At 64.4% G+C, this 16,753-nt stretch carries 17 protein-coding genes; 7 read left to right on the top strand and 10 right to left on the bottom strand.

What is annotated here, in order from left to right; genetic code table 11:
- Positions 1 to 31: 31 nt before the first annotated feature.
- On the bottom strand, positions 32 to 757 hold the full coding sequence (locus J2S96_RS14860) for a dienelactone hydrolase family protein (protein WP_306865074.1): 726 nt from the start codon (positions 755 to 757) through the stop codon (positions 32 to 34).
- Positions 758 to 830: 73 nt separating this feature from the next.
- Between J2S96_RS14860 and J2S96_RS14855 the strand changes: the two genes are divergently transcribed.
- From J2S96_RS14855 to J2S96_RS14840, 4 genes are all read left to right on the top strand, one after another.
- Complete coding sequence (locus tag J2S96_RS14855) at positions 831 to 1,490, top strand: pentapeptide repeat-containing protein (RefSeq protein WP_306865071.1); 660 nt, start codon at positions 831 to 833, stop codon at positions 1,488 to 1,490.
- 97 nt (positions 1,491 to 1,587) lie between these two features.
- Entirely contained in the window at positions 1,588 to 2,811 is a 1,224-nt protein-coding gene (locus tag J2S96_RS14850) for a thiolase family protein (protein ID WP_306865068.1), read from the top strand.
- Positions 2,811 to 3,593 (top strand): enoyl-CoA hydratase/isomerase family protein, encoded by a 783-nt coding sequence (locus tag J2S96_RS14845; RefSeq protein ID WP_306865065.1) that lies wholly within the window; start codon positions 2,811 to 2,813, stop codon positions 3,591 to 3,593. Before J2S96_RS14850 ends, J2S96_RS14845 begins: the two co-directional genes overlap by 1 nt.
- Position 3,594: 1 nt before the next feature.
- Positions 3,595 to 4,458 carry a 3-hydroxyacyl-CoA dehydrogenase family protein gene (locus J2S96_RS14840; RefSeq protein ID WP_306865064.1) on the top strand — a complete coding sequence of 288 codons (864 nt, stop codon included), beginning with the start codon at positions 3,595 to 3,597 and terminating at the stop codon, positions 4,456 to 4,458.
- Between the two features lie 16 nt (positions 4,459 to 4,474).
- On the opposite strand, the gene J2S96_RS14835 is transcribed toward J2S96_RS14840, so the two are convergent.
- Positions 4,475 to 4,669: a helix-turn-helix transcriptional regulator gene (locus J2S96_RS14835; RefSeq protein ID WP_234758296.1), complete on the bottom strand. Its 195-nt coding sequence runs from the start codon at positions 4,667 to 4,669 to the stop codon at positions 4,475 to 4,477.
- The gene (locus tag J2S96_RS14830) at positions 4,666 to 5,082 is read right to left on the bottom strand and encodes a hypothetical protein (RefSeq protein ID WP_306865060.1); all 417 of its coding nucleotides are present in this window, start codon (positions 5,080 to 5,082) and stop codon (positions 4,666 to 4,668) included. The genes J2S96_RS14835 and J2S96_RS14830 overlap by 4 nt, the downstream gene beginning before the upstream one ends.
- Positions 5,083 to 5,189: 107 nt before the next feature.
- On the opposite strand from J2S96_RS14830, the gene J2S96_RS14825 reads away from it, so the two are divergent.
- Positions 5,190 to 5,783, top strand: coding sequence for a GNAT family N-acetyltransferase (locus J2S96_RS14825; protein ID WP_306865059.1), 594 nt, complete (start codon positions 5,190 to 5,192; stop codon positions 5,781 to 5,783).
- Between the two features lie 53 nt (positions 5,784 to 5,836).
- Here the strand turns inward: J2S96_RS14825 and J2S96_RS14820 are convergent, their stop codons facing one another.
- From J2S96_RS14820 to J2S96_RS14790, 7 genes are all read right to left on the bottom strand, one after another.
- The gene (locus J2S96_RS14820) at positions 5,837 to 7,054 is read right to left on the bottom strand and encodes a Gfo/Idh/MocA family protein (protein ID WP_306865058.1); all 1,218 of its coding nucleotides are present in this window, start codon (positions 7,052 to 7,054) and stop codon (positions 5,837 to 5,839) included.
- The gene (locus J2S96_RS14815) at positions 7,051 to 8,205 is read right to left on the bottom strand and encodes a Gfo/Idh/MocA family protein (RefSeq protein ID WP_306865055.1); all 1,155 of its coding nucleotides are present in this window, start codon (positions 8,203 to 8,205) and stop codon (positions 7,051 to 7,053) included. Before J2S96_RS14815 ends, J2S96_RS14820 begins: the two co-directional genes overlap by 4 nt.
- Positions 8,202 to 8,975 carry a ThuA domain-containing protein gene (locus J2S96_RS14810; protein ID WP_306865053.1) on the bottom strand — a complete coding sequence of 258 codons (774 nt, stop codon included), beginning with the start codon at positions 8,973 to 8,975 and terminating at the stop codon, positions 8,202 to 8,204. Before J2S96_RS14810 ends, J2S96_RS14815 begins: the two co-directional genes overlap by 4 nt.
- 34 nt (positions 8,976 to 9,009) lie before the next feature.
- On the bottom strand, positions 9,010 to 9,762 hold the full coding sequence (locus J2S96_RS14805) for a carbohydrate ABC transporter permease (RefSeq protein WP_306865330.1): 753 nt from the start codon (positions 9,760 to 9,762) through the stop codon (positions 9,010 to 9,012).
- Positions 9,763 to 9,931: 169 nt separating this feature from the next.
- The gene (locus J2S96_RS14800) at positions 9,932 to 10,930 is read right to left on the bottom strand and encodes a carbohydrate ABC transporter permease (RefSeq protein WP_306865050.1); all 999 of its coding nucleotides are present in this window, start codon (positions 10,928 to 10,930) and stop codon (positions 9,932 to 9,934) included.
- Between the two features lie 10 nt (positions 10,931 to 10,940).
- The gene (locus tag J2S96_RS14795) at positions 10,941 to 12,176 is read right to left on the bottom strand and encodes a sugar ABC transporter substrate-binding protein (RefSeq protein ID WP_306865047.1); all 1,236 of its coding nucleotides are present in this window, start codon (positions 12,174 to 12,176) and stop codon (positions 10,941 to 10,943) included.
- A gap of 135 nt (positions 12,177 to 12,311) precedes the next feature.
- Positions 12,312 to 13,325 (bottom strand): LacI family DNA-binding transcriptional regulator, encoded by a 1,014-nt coding sequence (locus J2S96_RS14790; protein WP_306865045.1) that lies wholly within the window; start codon positions 13,323 to 13,325, stop codon positions 12,312 to 12,314.
- 201 nt (positions 13,326 to 13,526) lie between these two features.
- Here J2S96_RS14790 and J2S96_RS14785 point away from each other — a divergent pair, with 201 nt between their 5' ends.
- A complete protein-coding gene (locus J2S96_RS14785) occupies positions 13,527 to 14,252 on the top strand; it encodes a tyrosine-protein phosphatase (RefSeq protein WP_306865043.1) in 726 nt (241 codons plus the stop codon).
- Between the two features lie 242 nt (positions 14,253 to 14,494).
- On the top strand, positions 14,495 to 16,597 hold the full coding sequence (paaZ, locus tag J2S96_RS14780) for a phenylacetic acid degradation bifunctional protein PaaZ (protein ID WP_306865041.1): 2,103 nt from the start codon (positions 14,495 to 14,497) through the stop codon (positions 16,595 to 16,597).
- Positions 16,598 to 16,753: the final 156 nt, after the last annotated feature.

The following is a 16,753-nucleotide window of genomic DNA, read 5'->3' as shown; positions in this document are numbered from 1 at the left end:
CGGGGCGGCCGCCGTCGCACTTTAATCCGGTCTAGTCCCTCAAATACTTCGCGAAGTGGTCCTCGATCCGCTGCCACGCTTCCGGAGCGGCAGCCGGATCGGGTTTGATGCCCATCACCCGCATCAACGGCCGCAGCGGCCGCGGCCCAACCGGAACGTCGTTCATGAAGGCGTGGCCCGCCATCGGGAATTCCTTGACGTCGTGCTCGATCCCCAGGTTCGTCAGCGCGGCGTCCAGCTTCGCGGCAGCTCCCCGCAGCGTCCGGTCCTTGGCGCCGTAGTTGGCGACCACTGGACATGCCCCTTCCAAAGCGTGCTCCAGATCCCGCGGCAACTGGCCGTAGTTCACGGAAGCGGCATCGAAATCGTCGTTGGCCGTAAGCAGGGCGAAGGCGCCTCCCATGCAGAAACCGATGACCCCCACCTTCCCTGAGCACCGGGCATCGCCGCGGAGCCAGGACCGCGCCGTCGCGATATCCGTGAAGGCCCGGCCGGTGCCAGACATGATGGACCGCATCGTCGCCACGAGGCAGCGCCTCGCGCCCCCGTCGCTGTAGAGGTCGACGGCGAGCGTCAAGTAACCTGCCGCCGCGAGGCGATCCGCGTGGCGGCGCATCACGTCGTCAAGCCCAAAGGCTTCATGGATAAGTACGACGCCGGGAAAGGGGCCTTCGCCGTCGGGCTCGGCCAAGTAACCCCGCAGGGTGCGGGAGCCTCCCGCTGCCGCGCTTTCCGTGCTCAAGTCGATGTGCGCCATGGTGCAATCCTGCCAGAGCACGCAAGTGTCTTTGTCGGCTGTCTTTGTCAGCGGTCGCAGCTAGGCTCGATGCATGGAACACAGCACCAAGCCCAACCAGCCCCGGATTTCACCGATCAGGCTTGACGAGCTCCGCGACGACCCGGCCCCGGATTTCCAGCGCGGGGAACGGTACGACGGCGTGCGCCTCACCCGTGCTGTGGCTGACGGAGCGGAGCTGAGTGGAGCGGACTTCATTGACTGCGAATTCAACCAAGTTTCCCTGAACGAGGCACAGCTGCGTGGCGCAACCTTCCGGGACTGCATCCTGAATGAGCCTTACGCGCCGGTGTTCACCGCTGCACGCACCTCGTGGCGTGAAGTGGAGATCAGCAACCCGCGTTGGGGTTCGGCGGAAATGTACGAGGGTACCTGGCATTCGGTAAAGATCGACGGCGGGAAGCTGGACTTCCTGAACCTGCGTGGATCCAAGCTCACGGACGTGGTGATCACGGGCTGCATCATCAACGAACTCGACCTCGGGGCCTGTACCGCGACGCGGATGGTACTCAGGGATTGCACCATCGGGACGCTGGATGTCACGGGGGCCAAGCTGAAGGATGTGGACCTGCGGGGCTCGGACTTCCGGACGATCAACGGAATGGGCGGACTGTCCGGCGTGGTCATCGATGATTACCAGCTCAGCCTGCTGGCGCCTCTTCTGGCCGGACACTTGGGTATCCGGGTGGTCTGAGTGCCGGTTGACCACCGGGCGGCGCCGTGTAATCTTTATAGAACGAACGGTCGGTAAATTATTCACCGGCCCCGCTCCCTTCGTGAAGGATGTTCCCATGGTCGAGGCTTTTCTTGTTGGCGGTGCCCGCACCCCTGTAGGCCGGTACGGCGGCGCGCTTTCTTCGGTCCGGCCGGATGACTTGGCAGCCCTCGTGGTCCGTGAAGCCGTGGCCCGCGCCGGCGTCGACCCCGACTCGATCGATGAAGTCATCCTGGGCAACGCCAACGGGGCCGGCGAGGAAAACCGCAATGTCGCCCGCATGGCCACCCTTCTCGCCGGACTTCCCCTCCACATCCCCGGCATCACGGTCAATCGCCTCTGCGCCTCCGGAATGAGCGCCATCATCATGGCCAGCCACATGATCAAGGCCGGAGCAGCGGACATCGTGGTGGCGGGCGGCGTCGAGTCCATGAGTCGTGCCCCCTGGGTGCAGGAGAAGCCCTCCACGGCCTTCGCCAAGCCTGGCCAGATCTTCGACACCTCCATCGGCTGGCGCTTCGCCAACCCCCTTTTCAGCAAGGGAGAGCTGTCCCGCGGCGGCAAGATGACGTATTCCATGCCGGAAACTGCCGAGGAAGTCGCCCGCGTGGACGCCATTTCCCGGGAAGACGCCGACGCCTTCGCCGTCCGCTCCCACGAACGCGCGCTTGCCGCCATCGCGGGCGGTCGCTTCAAGGAAGAGATCGTGCCGGTGACTGTGAAGACCCGCAAGGGCGAAACGGTGGTAGACACCGACGAAGGCCCGCGCGAGGGAACCACCATGGAGGTCCTCGCCGGGCTCCGTCCCGTCGTTCCCGGGGGCTCCGTCGTCACTGCGGGCAACTCCTCCTCGCTCAACGACGGCGCGTCCGCCATCATTGTCGCTTCGGAGGCAGCCATCGAAAAGTTCGGCCTCACTCCGCGGGCCCGGATCATCGACGGTGGTTCGGCCGGCTGCGAACCGGAAATCATGGGCATCGGCCCCGTCCCGGCTTCCCAGAAGATCCTGGGCCGGTCCGGCATCACAGTGGGTGACCTTGGCGCCGTCGAACTCAATGAAGCTTTCGCCACGCAATCGCTCGCGAGCATGCGCCGCTTGGGCCTGGATCCGGACATCGTGAACCTCGACGGCGGTGCGATCTCCCTGGGGCACCCGCTGGGTTCCAGCGGCTCGCGTATTGCGATCACCCTGCTCGGCCGCATGGAGCGCGAGCTCGGCGCCGCCGACCGGAAGATCGGCCTCGCGACCATGTGCATCGGCGTCGGGCAGGGCGCGGCCCTCCTCCTGGAAGGCGTCTGATGTCACTGAACGGCGACTTCACCACGCTCCTTATCGAGGAGCGGGATGACCGCGTCACGGTCCTCTTGAACCGGCCCGAGGTCCGCAACGCGATCGACCAGCAGATGGTGGATGAACTTCACCGGGTGTGCGACTACCTCGAACGCGAGCCCAAGATCCTGATCATTGCCGGCGTCGACGGCGTCTTTGCGTCAGGCGCCGATATCGCTCAGCTGAGGGAACGCCGCCGCGACGATGCCTTGCGCGGCATCAACTCCACCATCTTCGTGCGGATCGCAAAGCTGCCCATGCCCGTCATCGCGGCCCTGGACGGTTATTGCCTGGGCGGCGGGGCCGAACTCGCCTATGCCGCGGACTTCCGCATCGGTACGCCGAGCCTGCGGATCGGAAACCCGGAAACCGGACTGGGCATCATGGCCGCCGCAGGGGCCACGTGGCGCCTCAAGGAACTCGTGGGGGAGCCGATCGCCAAGGAAATCCTCTTGGCCGGCGCGGTGCTCCGCGCGGAAGAAGCCCTGCGCATCAACCTCATCACCCAGATCCATGAAGCCCCCGTGCTGATGGAAGCGGCGCACAACCTCGCCGACCGGATCAGCCGGCAGGATCCCCTGGCCGTACGGATCACCAAGTCTGTGTTCCACGCTCCGGCCGAGGCGCATCCCGTGATCGACACCCTGGCCCAGGGAATGCTCTTCGAATCGCAAGCCAAGTTCGACCGCATGCAGGCATTCCTGGACAAGAAGAGCGCCAAGCAATCCAGCAACAACCCAGACAGGACCTGAAATGACAACAACGCCAGCTATTCCGCATGTTGTCGGTGTCCTCGGCGGTGGCCGCATGGGCGCCGGAATCGCCCACGCTTTCCTGATCAAGGGCGCCACCGTGATCGTCGTCGAACGGGACCACGAATCCGCGGCCGGCGCCCAGGGTCGCGTTGCCGATGCCGTGGCCAAATCCGCTGCCCGGGGCACCCTGGGCGGGACGGCGGAAGAGGCGATGGCAAGGTTCAGCACCTCCACCGACTATGGTTCTTTCGTCCACTGCGGACTCGTCGTCGAAGCCGTGCCTGAGGACTATGAGCTCAAGGTTTCGGCCCTCAAGGCTGTGGAGGAGCACTTGTCCGCCGACGCCTTCCTAGCCTCGAACACCTCCTCGCTCTCCGTGACCGGCCTCGCTTCACAGCTCCGCAGGCCCGCCAATTTCGTGGGCCTGCACTTCTTCAACCCTGTCCCGGCTTCAACGCTCATCGAGGTGGTCCTGGCCAAGGAGACTTCGCCCGAACTCGCCGCCTCGGCGAAAAGCTGGACCGAGGCACTCGGCAAGACCGCCGTCGTCGTCAACGATGCGCCCGGCTTTGCATCGTCACGGCTGGGAGTTGCGATCGCGCTTGAAGCGATGCGGATGGTGGAGGAAGGCGTGGCCTCGGCCGAGGACATCGACGCGGCCATGGTCCTGGGCTACAAGCACCCGACCGGACCGCTCAGGACCACGGACATCGTGGGCCTTGATGTGCGCCTTGGCATTGCCGAGTACCTGCAGTCGACCTTGGGGGAGCGCTTCGCCCCGCCGCAGATCCTGCGCGACAAAGTGGCCCGCGGCGAGCTCGGACGGAAGACCGGCAAGGGATTCTTCGACTGGGCTGACTAGTGTTTAGTTCCTGCGTCTAGTCGTCCAGTTCAAAAATGTCTTCGACGCTGACCTCGAAGAACTTGCCCAGGCGCAGGCCCAAGGGAAGGCTCGGATTGAACCTGCCCTTTTCGATCGCAATGACTGATTGCCGTGAGATGCCCACTGCCTGGGCGAGTTCTTCCTGCGAGAGATTCTTCGAAGACCGGAGTTCGGCTACCCGGTTCTTCATTGAGCGAGCTTGTTCAAGATGACTGCGTGCCGGATGAAATACATCACGATCAGCGTCACCAAAAGGACAATCGTCATGAATGCCGGGTGCGCGTAGTTACCAAAGATCAGGTAGGACGCTCCGAAGGCGGTGATGAGGACGAGGGCGTCATAAAAGACAGCCGATGAAGCCCTGAGTGCCACTTCACGTTCGATCCCCTCTGCGGAGTCCGAACGGACCATCATCGCATTCTGTTTCTTGGCGACCATCACCGCGGGGCCTGTGAAGATAACTACACAAACCATCAATACCCGGGGGACAACATTCCATGGCCCGTCCTGAACGGAAGCACTCCACGCGGCCAGCACGGCGATAAGCGCAAGAGCGACGACGATGACGGCCAGGTATTTCAGGGCCAAGGGGGAGCTCTTCATGAATGTAAAGTACACTTTACATTCCACTTATGCAATAAAAAAATTGTATGGGTCGGCTTGGCCAAGTCGTTCTGATCGGGAGTGAGTCGCCCAGTTACGCTGGCGGGATGACCCGCATCGCACCTGTGACCCTGGATGGCCGCTTCGTAACCCTCGAACCATTGAGCCCCGAACACCACGATGGCCTCGTGGATGCCGCCAAGGACGGCGAGTTGTGGAAGCTTTGGTACACCTCGGTCCCGACACCGGAGGGCATGGCGGAGGAAATCGATCGCCGGCTAGGGCTGCAGGAGCAAGGGTCCATGCTCCCGTTCGCCACCCGCTTGAAGGCGAACGGCAAGATCATCGGCATGACCACGTACATGAACATCGACGCCGCCACCCCGCGCGTGGAGATCGGCTCCACATGGAACGCCGCCTCGGTACACGGCAGCGGCAGCAATCCCGATTCCAAGCTGCTGCTCCTCCGGCACGCTTTCGAAACCCTCGGCTGCCCCGCCGTCGAATTCCGTACCCATTGGCTCAACCATCAATCGCGCGAGGCGATCGCCCGCTTGGGCGCCAAGCAGGACGGCGTGCTCCGGAACCACTCGCGCACGTCCGACGGCGTGCTCCGCGACACCGTGGTCTTCTCCATCCTCGAACACGAATGGCCGGCGGTGCGTACCGGCCTCGAATTCCGGCTCGCGAAGCGCCTGTAGCTCAGACGGCGAGGCCCGGGTCGAAGGAGTTTCGACCGGGCCTCGCCTTCAGCTCATACGCTCTGCCAACGGCTTTCGGCAGCCGCGCTGGCTTCGACGGCGGCAAGCACTTTCTGGACCTGGAGCGCGTCGGCGAAGGAAGGTTCAGGCTGCCGGCCTTCGGCGATCGCTGACACGAAATCCACCACTTGATGGGTGAAACCGTGCTCGTAGCCGAGGCCATGCCCGGTGGGCCACCAGTTTCCCACGTAAGGATGGGACGGTTCCGTGACCATGATCCGGCGGAAGCCGGCGTCCGGGCCATCCGCCGCGCCGTAATACTGCAGCACGTTCATGTCTTCGAAGTCGAACGCCACCGAACCGAGGGTTCCGTTCAGCTCGAGGCGCATGGCGTTCTTGCGTCCCAGCGCGAAACGGGTGGCTTCGAACACGCCGATCGGCCCGCCGTCGGGAGCCGCACCGCCGTCGCGAGTCCCGCCGTCGTGCGCGCTGCCGAAGCGCGCGGTGAAGATCGCCGCGTCGTCCACGGTCACCTTCCCGCGGGGCACGTCATCCCCGATGGCGCCGTGCCCGCCCAAGCCGACCAGCTCGCCGCCGATGGGCCGTTCCTTCACGAATGTTTCGAGGATGGCCGAGACGCCGCTGATGGTCCGTCCCGTGATCCACTGGGCTGCATCGATGCTGTGCGCGCCGATGTCGCCGAGGGATCCCGAACCGGAGGCGGACTTGTCGAGCCGCCAGGTCATGGGCGCGTTCTCGTCGCTTAGCCAGTCCTGCAGGTATTGGGCCCTGACGTGCCGGATGGAGCCGAGGCGGCCGTCGTCGACCATCCGCTTGGCGAGGGCGAGCGCCGGGGTGCGTCGATAGGTGAAGCCGCACATCGAATACACGCCACGGGCCGCGGCGTCGGATGCAACTTCGGTCATCTGTTCGGCTTCCGCCACGGTGTTGGCCAGCGGCTTTTCGCACAGCACGTGCTTCCCGGCTTCGAGGGCGGCGATCGCGATTTCGGCGTGCGTATTTCCCGGAGAGCAAATGTCGACGACGTCGATATCGTCCCGTTCGATCAGCTCCCGCCAGTCCGTGTGCACGGACTCCCAGCCAAGTTTCGTGGCGGCGGCCCGTGCGGCCGACTCACTCCGCCCGGCCAACGCCGTCAGCTGCGGGGCGAGCGGAAGGTCGAAGAACCGAGGGGCGGTCCGCCAAGCCTGCGAGTGGGCGGCCCCCATGAAGGAGTAGCCCACCAGCCCGACTTTGAGGGTCCCTGTCATAGCGGCACGCTTTCGCCGGCCAAGGCGCTGCGGACCGACGTCCAGGACTTGAGGACCTCCAGCACGCCCGGGGCGCGTTCCGTCAGGACGGCCTGGGCGTACGATTCCTCGAGCAGGGCGTCTATGGAAACGCGCATGCCGGTGGAGGCGCTGAGTACGGCCGCTTCCACCATGGCCAGGCTCATGATGTTCCGGTGCACCTGGCCCATGGGGGTCCTTCCCGTGCGCAGGGCCCGCACGAAATCGCGCAGCGAACCGGCGATCTCCTGCCCGGGATCTTCGGTGTCTGCACCCAAATCTCCGTCCGGGGCTGCGCCCAAATCTCCGCCCAGCGAGGACAAAGGCGCCCCGTCGCCGTCCCACAGGACAGTTCCGTGTTCGCCGCTGATACGCCATGCCGCGTTCCACGACGTCTCCTGGCCCGGGCTGCACCAGCTCCCGGTGAACGCGAAACGCTGGCCACCGGTCATCTCGAACACGGCGGTCGCTCCGGCGTCGCCGCGGTACCAGCTCCAGGACGGGTTGTATTCTTCGCAGAATACCGAGACGGGATCGGCGTCGAGGAGGAACCGGGCCATGTCGAATTGATGAATGGACATGTCCAGTAGCAGGGGGTGGTCCATCGCGTCCCGGAAGCCCCCAAAACGTGGCGCCTTGAAGAACTCGGCTGACACGATGCCCAGTGAACCCAGCCTGGAAGCAAGCCGCTTTGCCTCGAACAAATGGCTGTTGTACCTGCGCGACTGGCTGACCATGAACAACTGGCCACTCAGTTCCGACGCAGCGGCCAGCGAGAGCCCTTGCGCGGCGGTGGAGGCCACGGGCTTCTCGCCCAATACGGGCAGGCCTGCCGCCAGCGCCTCGGTGGTCACAGGGTGGTGGGCCACCGGAACGGTGACGTTGATGACTGCCTGGGCTCCGACGTCGGACGCCAACCGGGCGGTCCCGGTCCCCACCGGCAGCTCAGGACGCCCAATCGACGCCGCACCGACGCGCGCGGCTTCCAGGTCCAGGTCCACGATGCCCGCAAGCTCCACGAGCGGCGACTCCTGCACGGTCCGGAGCCAGGCGCGGCCCATGCCCCCGGCGCCGACGACGACGACCCGAAGGGGAGTGCCGTCGTCGGGAATAGTAGCGAAAGGGGTAGTCATGCGTTGGCTCCCTGGTAGCTCTTGCCGTTGAAGAAATCGTTGGTCTCGTAGCGGAGGAGTTCCGGGTACGCGCGTTCCGGCCGGTCGGTGACGGCCCATTCGACGGCGTTCGAGATCACCCGCCGAACGTCTTTGTGGTGGTACACGGGGTAGTCCTGGTCGCCGGGGCTGAAGAAGAAGATCTTGCCGTGGCCGCGGCGGAAGGTGCATCCGGAACGGAACACTTCGCCGCCGCTGAAGGAACTGATGAATACGAGTTCCTCGGGGGTCGGGATGTCGAAGAATTCGCCGTACATTTCCTGCGAGTCGATCACGATGGGGTGCGGGACGCCCTTGGCGATGGGGTGGGTCGGGTCGACGGTCCAGACCAGTTCGCGGTCCTGCTCGGAGCGCCACCGCAGCGTGCAGGAAGTACCCATGAGCTTGGTGAAGATTTTGGACCAGTGCCCGGAGTGCAGCACGATCAAGCCCATTCCGGACAGGACGTGCCGGTGCACGCGCTCTACGATCTTGTCGTCGACGTCGGCGTGGGACATGTGCCCCCACCAGGTCAGGACATCCGTGTTTGCGAGGACTTCTTCGGTGAGGCCATGCTCGGGCTCGTCGAGGGTTGCAGTGCGGACCTCGACGGCGGCGCCGAGATTCTCCTCGATTCCGGCCTTCACCGCGCCGTGCATCCCCTGGGGGTAGAGGCGGGCGACCAGTTCGTCACGCTTTTCGTGCCGGTTTTCGCTCCACACAGTGACGCGGATGGGCTTGCTGTCAGTCATGATTGCTCCTTGGCAGGTTGGTGGTTAGGGCGGTCTATTTGACCGCGCCGCCGGTGGTGCCCGCGGCGATGTACTTCTGTGCGGCGACCAGCAGGATGATGGCCGGGATGGACGCCAGGACTGCGGTGGCCATGACAGAGCTCCAGTCGTTCACGTAGGCGCCGATGTACTGGAAGATTCCCAGGGTCACCGGCCGCACGGCCTCGGTGGTTGTCAGGGTCAAGGCGAAGAGGAAGTCGCTCCACGTGAACAGGAAGGTGAAGAGGCCAGCGGTAATGAGCGAGTTCCTGCTCAGCGGCACCACGATGGACCAGAAGGCCCTCACATGCCCGGCCCCGTCCACCCTTGCCGCCTCGATGACCGACGACGGCATACCGTTCATGAACGCCCTGATGATGAGGATCGCGAAGGGGATGCCATGTGAGGAGTCGGCCAAGATCAGCCCCGGGATCGAGTTGAGGAGGCCGAGGTCGTTGTAGGCGGTGTATAGGGCGTTGGCCACCACGATTCCCGGGATCATTTGGCTGATCAGGATCGCGAAGAGGACCACGCCGGCGCCCCGGACCTTGAAATAGGCCAAGGCATAGGCCGCCGGTGCCGCGATGGCCAGGCTGAGCGCTACGCTTCCCAGCGAGATGATCAGGCTGGTTCCGAGGTTCCCGCCCTGCTCGCTGATCGCCGTCGCATAGCCTGAAAAATTCGGCTTCAGGGGCAGCCACGAGGTTTCCAGCGTGGTGCCGTTGGGCTGCAGCGAAGCGTTGATCATCCAGTACACGGGAAACAGCATCACCGCTAGGAAGAAGATGGCCAGGACGGTGTAGCCCCATTTCTTCTTTTCCGAGGGGCTTGGTTTCGCGTTGTGGGGAGCGCTCCCGGCGCTCGCCGGTGCGGAACTCCCGGGCGCCGAACGGCGGCTGGTGATTTTCGTCGTCGTCATGGTTTCCTCACTCATCGACTCATTCATCAATGGACCGGCGGCTGGCACGCAGGTACAGGACCGCGAAGACCAGGGAAATGATCACCAGGACGTCGCCCAGCGCGGCGCCTTCGCCAAACTTGAATTCCTGGAAGGAGAGCCGGTAGGACTGGGTGGCGATGGTCTGGGTCGAATTCGCGGGGCCGCCGTTGGTCAGGCCGAGGATGATGTCCAGCACCTTCAGGGTGTATACGACGCCGAGCACCAGGACCACGTTCACCACCGGCCGCAACATCGGCCACGTGATGTGCCGGAAGGACTTCCAGCCGGTGGCGCCGTCCAGGGAACCGGCTTCGTAGAGCTCGTCGGGGATTTCCTGGAGGCCGCCGTAGAGGATGGTCAGGTTGAACGGGATGCCGATCCAGATGTTCACCCCGACCACCGCGATCAGCGCCAGTGACGTGCTGGTCAGCCACGGAATGCCTGTGTCCACGATGTGCAACTGCCCCAGGAACCGGTTCAACGCGCCGCTGTCCTTGTCCAGGATCCACCGCCATACCGCGCTCGACACGATGAGCGGCAGCAGCCAGGGGAGCAGGAGCAGAGAGCGGAGGATTCCGTTGAGCGGAAACCTACGCCTGAAGAAGACCGCCAGCGCCAAGCCGATCACGAACTGGCCTGCTATTGAGCCGATCGTGAAGAGTGCCGTGTTGAGCAAGGACGTTGAAAACAACGACGACGACAGCACCTTCGCGTAGTTCGCCAACCCCACCCAGGGGGCCTCGCCGGTGAAGAACGTGGCCGTCGTGTAGTCCTGGAAGCTCATCACGACGTTCTTCACCACCGGGTAGCCGAAGAACAGGGCCATGTAGATCACCGCAGGAACCAGGAACAGCCACTGGAAGACGCGCTCGCGGGTTTTGCGGTTCCGCCTGCCCCGGGTCGGGGTTGCTTGGGGGTCTTGTCCGGCCTCCCCGCCCCGGGTCCTTTCAGACCCGGGCCGGGATTTCGCCCGCGACACATCCGTTGTGAGGGACATGTCCAACTGCTTACTGGCCTTGGGCTTGCTTCAGGGCGTCGGCGGGGGAAGCCTTGCCCGTCAGTGCAGTCTGGATGGCGGTGTAGATCTTGGTCGCTTGTGCCGGCCATCCCTCGCCAAGCTCGCCGGTCCGGGCCCGGGCCGTCTTGATCAGATCCGTGAAGGTGGCGAGCTTAGGGTTCTCGCTGGCGAACTTCGCGGCAAGCGAGGTCTTGGACGGGATCGTGTTCCGGGACTTGGCCATGGCGAGCTGGTTTTCGTCGCTGTTCATGCAAGCGACCACTTCAGCGGCCTTGGCTTGGCGGGCCTTGTTCCCTGTTTGCGGAACGGTCCACACCTCGCCGCCAAGCGGGGCAACGGCCGTCTGGCTGGAGTCGCGTACCGGGATCTTCACAACGCCGTAGTGCAGCGCCGTGTTCTTGTCGAGGGCCGGGATCTGCCACGGGCCATTAACCATCATTGCGGCCTTGCCGGCCATGAACTGGTCTTTGACGTCTGCCTGCGTCCAGTTCAGCGCGGAGGAGGACACGGATCCGTCCTTGACCAGGTCGGTCCAGAGCTGAAGGGCCTGGGCGGTCTGCGGGGTGTCGATGTTCTTCTCGTCGCCGCCGTTGGACCACATGACCGGAAGGAACTGCCAGGTGCCCTCATAGGTGGGGTTGGCGTTGAATGCCAGCCCGTACTGCTCGCCCGAGGTCAATTTGGTGGCTGCTGCCTTCAGCTCATCCCAGGTGGTGGGCGGAGTGACGCCGGCCTTGTCCAGGATGTCCTTGTTGTAGAAGAGGGCGATCGTGTTCACGGTGGGGGCGAGCCCGTAGACCTTGTCCTTGTATGTGCCTGCGCTCAGCACGCCGGAGGCGAAGTCTGTGGTGCTGACGTTGAAATCGGACAACGGGGCCAGTGCTCCGGTGGCGGCAATCTGCTGCAGGTCCGGGTTGTCGAGCATGAGCACGTCCGGCAGCGTCTTGGACGAGGACTGCTGGAGGACCTTCGAAATCAACGACTTGCCCGGTACGGTTTCACGCTTGATGGTGACGCCGGCCTTGGTGCCACAGGAGGTCAGGGCGTCACCGATGAAGGACTTGTCCGGCTCGTTGTTGTAGTAGTCCATCACGGAGATTTCCTTCACGGCTTCCGTGGAAGAGGCGGAGGCAGTGGTGCCGCAGCCGGAGACCGCGAGCGGTAGGCCGAGCAGCGCGGCGACGGCCAAGGCGAGCGGGCGGCGTGTCCTGATAGCTGACTTCATTGTCTGTTCCTTACTTGTGGAGGAGGGGATGGGTGGATAGTTGATGGGAATCATCGATGCGTATCGACGATGCTGAAACGAAAAGGAGGGGCTGGAACGAAAAACGAGTTGGTGCGGTGAATCAGGGGTGGCGATTCACTCTGGGCGGAGCGTGCTGGAACGGTGCGTGATGACCGTGGGCACCAACTCCAAGGATTCGTGTGGTCCGTGGGAGTCGGCTTCGAGAAGCTGGCACATGATTTTGACTGCTTGGCGGGAAACTTCGGCCGGCCGCAGGTCGATGGTGGAAAGCGGTATGGGTTGGAGTTCGGCGAGCGTGGGGGAGGCGCTTCCGATAACGGAAACGTCCAGCCCCAGGGTCAGGCCTCGGCTGCTCAAGTCGCGGCGCAGAATGTCTTGGATGGTGCGATCGGGGGCGATGAATGCGGGCTTGCCGGTGGTGCTGGCGAGGGCTTTGTCAACCGATTCGGAAATGGTGTCGCGGTCGGTCCCGCCTGGAAGATGGAGCACGGTTACGCCCAGTGCTTGGGCCGCGACATCCGTGCCGTGCATGAACCGGTCGACGTAGTTCACATGCCGCTCCGTCACTGCGGGCTGCCAGTCAATGACGGAAATCACGGAGTGGCCGGCCGCCGCAAGGTCCCGGACGCAATGCTCACCGGCCATTTCGAAGTCGGCGTCGATGCAGACCAAGCCGGAGGGGTCCCGGGGTATGCCGATCAGCACCACTGGGACGTTCAGGCTGCGGGCGACAGGGAGGCGCTCGTCCTCGTCCTCAATCTGCATGAGGATCAGGCCGTCGCAAATCTGCTGGCCGACCACCCGGTGCAGTCCGGCGGCACCTTCGTCGTCTGTGATGAGGAGAATGTCGTGGTCGAATTGCCGGGCCGTGCTCGCGATGACCGAGACGAATTCCATGATCGATCCCATTTCCAGCTCTGGGATGAACGGGATGACCAGGCCGATCACATGGGTCCGCCGCCCTGCCAAGGCACGGGCGCCGGCGTTGGGCTGGTAGGTGAGCTGCTCGATGGCGGCCTCCACCTTTTTCCGGGTCTTCTCGGAAATCGGACGCTTCCCGCTCAGCACATAGGAAACGGTGCTCTGGGCCACGCCGGCAGCCTGGGCGACATCCTTGCTGGTGGGCACGTTCCAGGCCTCCTTGCCGGGTCCAGTGGTGATGGTCTGATGGTTTTATATGCCGTCGATACGCATCGTCGATGCGTATCGAAAAAGAGTATGACATAGGTCACGTAAAGCACGCAAGACCCAACGCTCGATCACATATTCCCCGTTTTCCCCCGACCCCCTCTCACATATCCCGAGCGCAAGTGTGGTTAGCTGTCCGGTATGGATGGGATCACAACCACTTCCACACAGTCGGGCGTCCGCTGGGACGGTGCGGTGAATGCCTGGCATATCGCCGGCGTCGTGTATCGGATGGGTCGGCGGGAATGGCTCACCGATGCCGGGTGGCAGCAAATGTACGACGCCGGCATCCGCACTGTGATCGATCTGCGGACCTTGCGCGAGCAGCAGCCGAGGGAGGTCGATCCCGAGGTTTCCGCGGAGGCGATGGCACGCTTTGACATTGTCCATTGCCCCACCGAGGACCCGGAGAACAAGGCGTTCACCGAGCTCTTTGGCCCGTACCTGAAAGACCCTGCCCACTACGCCGACTATCTGCGCCTCTTCTCAGAGAACCTTGCCGCGGTCTTCAAGGCAATCGCCGCAGCCCGTGGCGGGGTGGTGGTGCATTGCGCGGCCGGGCGCGACCGGGCTGGGATCATCGCCGTCATGCTGCAGAACCTGGCCGGAGCCGGCGACGAGGAGATCGTGCGCGGTTACCAGCAGGGAATGCGGGGAATCAACGAGCGACACCGACACCATCGAGCCCCGCACGCCCATGATGCATTTCTGGAAGAAGACGCACTTGAAGCCATGTTGGCGTCACGCAGAGTGAGCCTGCTCGAATTCGCGCATTCCTTGGACGTGATCGCGTTCCTCAGGGCGAACGGCGTCTCCGAGGCTGAAATTGCCGCCGTCCGTGCCAAACTCGGGTGCCGGGCGGACTAGCGGGGGCGAGCACGCGCCGTCGTGACCTTCTTCGAATCGGGAAAGCGCTTACGACACGGCGAGTCGCAACTTCCGGGCGTCACAACGGGTCAAAGAAGGTCAGGAAGGACGCAGTCCAGGCAGGCATCTAGTGTGCAGATCGGGCCTCTCATGTATTCTGGTTTGTATTACCGAACGGCCGGTCAGTAATTTGCGGCCGTTCAGTCCATTTCGTGCCCGTGCCTTGGAAGGACCTGTCGACGATGACCAGTACCGCTGTCGCTCCGGAAGCCACAACCGTTGAAACCGTGCCCAGTTTCGTCCAGGGCGAGTGGTGGACCCCCCGCGCCGACGCCTCCGCAGGCGTGCCCGTCCGCGACGCCAGCACCGGTGAAATCCTCGCAACGGTCAACACCGAGGGACTGGACCTGGCCGGCGTCGTGAACTATGGCCGCACAGTGGGCCAGCGGGAACTCGGCAAGCTCACGTTCCACCAGCGCGCCCTCAAGCTCAAGGAATTGGCCCAGTACCTCAATGGCCGCCGCGAGGAGTTCTACGCTTCCTCCTTCAAGACCGGTGCCACCAAGATCGACTCGATGGTGGACATCGACGGCGGCATCGGCGTGCTCTTCACGTTCGGTTCCAAGGGCCGCCGCGAACTGCCGAACTCGCAGGTTGTGGTGGACGGCCCCATGGAAGTCCTGTCCAGGGACGGGTCCTTCGCCGGCGAGCACATCTACACCCGCATCCCGGGCGTCGCCGCGCAGATCAACGCCTTCAACTTCCCCGTGTGGGGCATGCTCGAGAAGTTCGCGCCCGCGTTCATCGCCGGCGTCCCCACGATCGTCAAGCCCGCCACCCCCACGGGCTACGTCGCCGCCGTCGTGGTCAAGGCAATCGTCGAGTCGGGCATCCTGCCGGAAGGCTCGCTGCAGCTCATCTCGGGCTCGGCCCGCAACCTGCTGGACCACCTTGACTACCGGGACCTGCTCGCGTTCACGGGCTCGGCGTCGACCGCCAACTCGCTGAAGTCCCACCCGAACGTGGTCCAGGGAGGCGTCCGCTTCACTTCCGAAACCGACTCGCTCAACGCGGCGATCCTCGGACCCGACGCCGTTCCCGGCACCCCCGAGTTCGACGCTTTCATCAAGTCGGTCGTCACCGAAATGACGGTCAAGGCCGGCCAGAAGTGCACCTCCATCCGCCGCACCATCGTGCCGCAGGAGCTAGTGTCCGACGTCGTATCCGCCATCGGTGCGCGGGTTGACGAACGCGTCGTGCTCGGCGACCCCCGCGCAGACGGTGTCACGATGGGCGCCCTCGCGTCCCTCGAACAGCTCGCCGACGTCCGGGCCGCCGTGCAGTCTATGCTCGACGCCGGTGGCGAGCTCGCGTACGGAACGCTCGATTCGCCGTCGGTCACCTCTTTGGACGGCACGGTAGGAGTTGTGGAGGGCGGAGCGTTCATGTCGCCGGTCGTCCTGAGCTGGAACGATGTCGACGCCGAAGCGGTCCACTCGCTCGAGGCGTTCGGTCCGGTGTCTTCGGTGATCGGGTACGCGGACCTCGACGACGCCGTCCGCCTCGCCGCCCGGGGTGGCGGCTCGCTGGTGGCTTCCGTGTGCACGAACGACCCTGCTGTTGCCCGGGAATTGGTGACCGGAATCGCGGCGCACCATGGCCGGGTCCTGATGCTCAACCGCGAGGACGCGCGGTCCTCGACCGGCCACGGTTCGCCCGTGCCACACCTGGTTCACGGCGGACCGGGCCGCGCCGGCGGTGGAGAGGAGCTCGGTGGTATCCGCTCCGTCATGCACCACATGCAGCGCACCGCCATCCAGGGCTCGCCGAACATGCTCACTGCGGTGACCGGCGTTTGGCACACTGGTGCGGACCGCAACTTCACGCTGGAGACTGAGGGAACCCATCCGTTCCGGAAATCGCTGGCTTCGTTGCGGATCGGCGACGCCGTGCGTTCCGAACTGCGGCAGGTCGCCCTCGATGACATCTCAGCCTTCGCCAACTCCACCGGCGACACCTTCTACGCCCACACCAACCAGGAAGCAGCCGAGGCCAACCCGTTCTTCCCGGGAATCGTGGCGCACGGGTACCTGCTGCTCAGCTGGGCTGCCGGGCTGTTCGTGGAACCCGCGCCGGGGCCCGTCCTGGCCAATTACGGCTTGGAGAACCTGCGCTTCATCACCCCCGTGGCCGCGGGGGATTCGATCCGCGTCACGCTCACGGCCAAGAAGATCACCCCGCGCGAGACCGACGAATATGGCGAAGTGGCCTGGGACGCCGTGCTCACCAACCAGAACGACGAAATCGTAGCCACCTACGACGTCCTGACACTCGTGGAGAAGTAGCCCCCTCCCTCGCTCCCTCCCTCCCTCCCGACGCCCGGTCAGGTGTGGCGGGTTTCCTTCGGACGCCCGGTCAGGTGTGGCGGGTTTCCTTCGGACGCCCGGTCAGGTGTGGCGGGTTTCCTTCGGACGCCCGGTCAGGTGTGGCGGGTTTCCTTC

Origin of the sequence: Arthrobacter bambusae, from assembly GCF_030812595.1 — a bacterium.
Taxonomy (GTDB): domain Bacteria; phylum Actinomycetota; class Actinomycetes; order Actinomycetales; family Micrococcaceae; genus Arthrobacter; species Arthrobacter bambusae_B.
The sequence above is the reverse complement of the archived record's forward strand: the minus strand, read 5'-3'. Positions and strand labels throughout refer to the sequence as shown.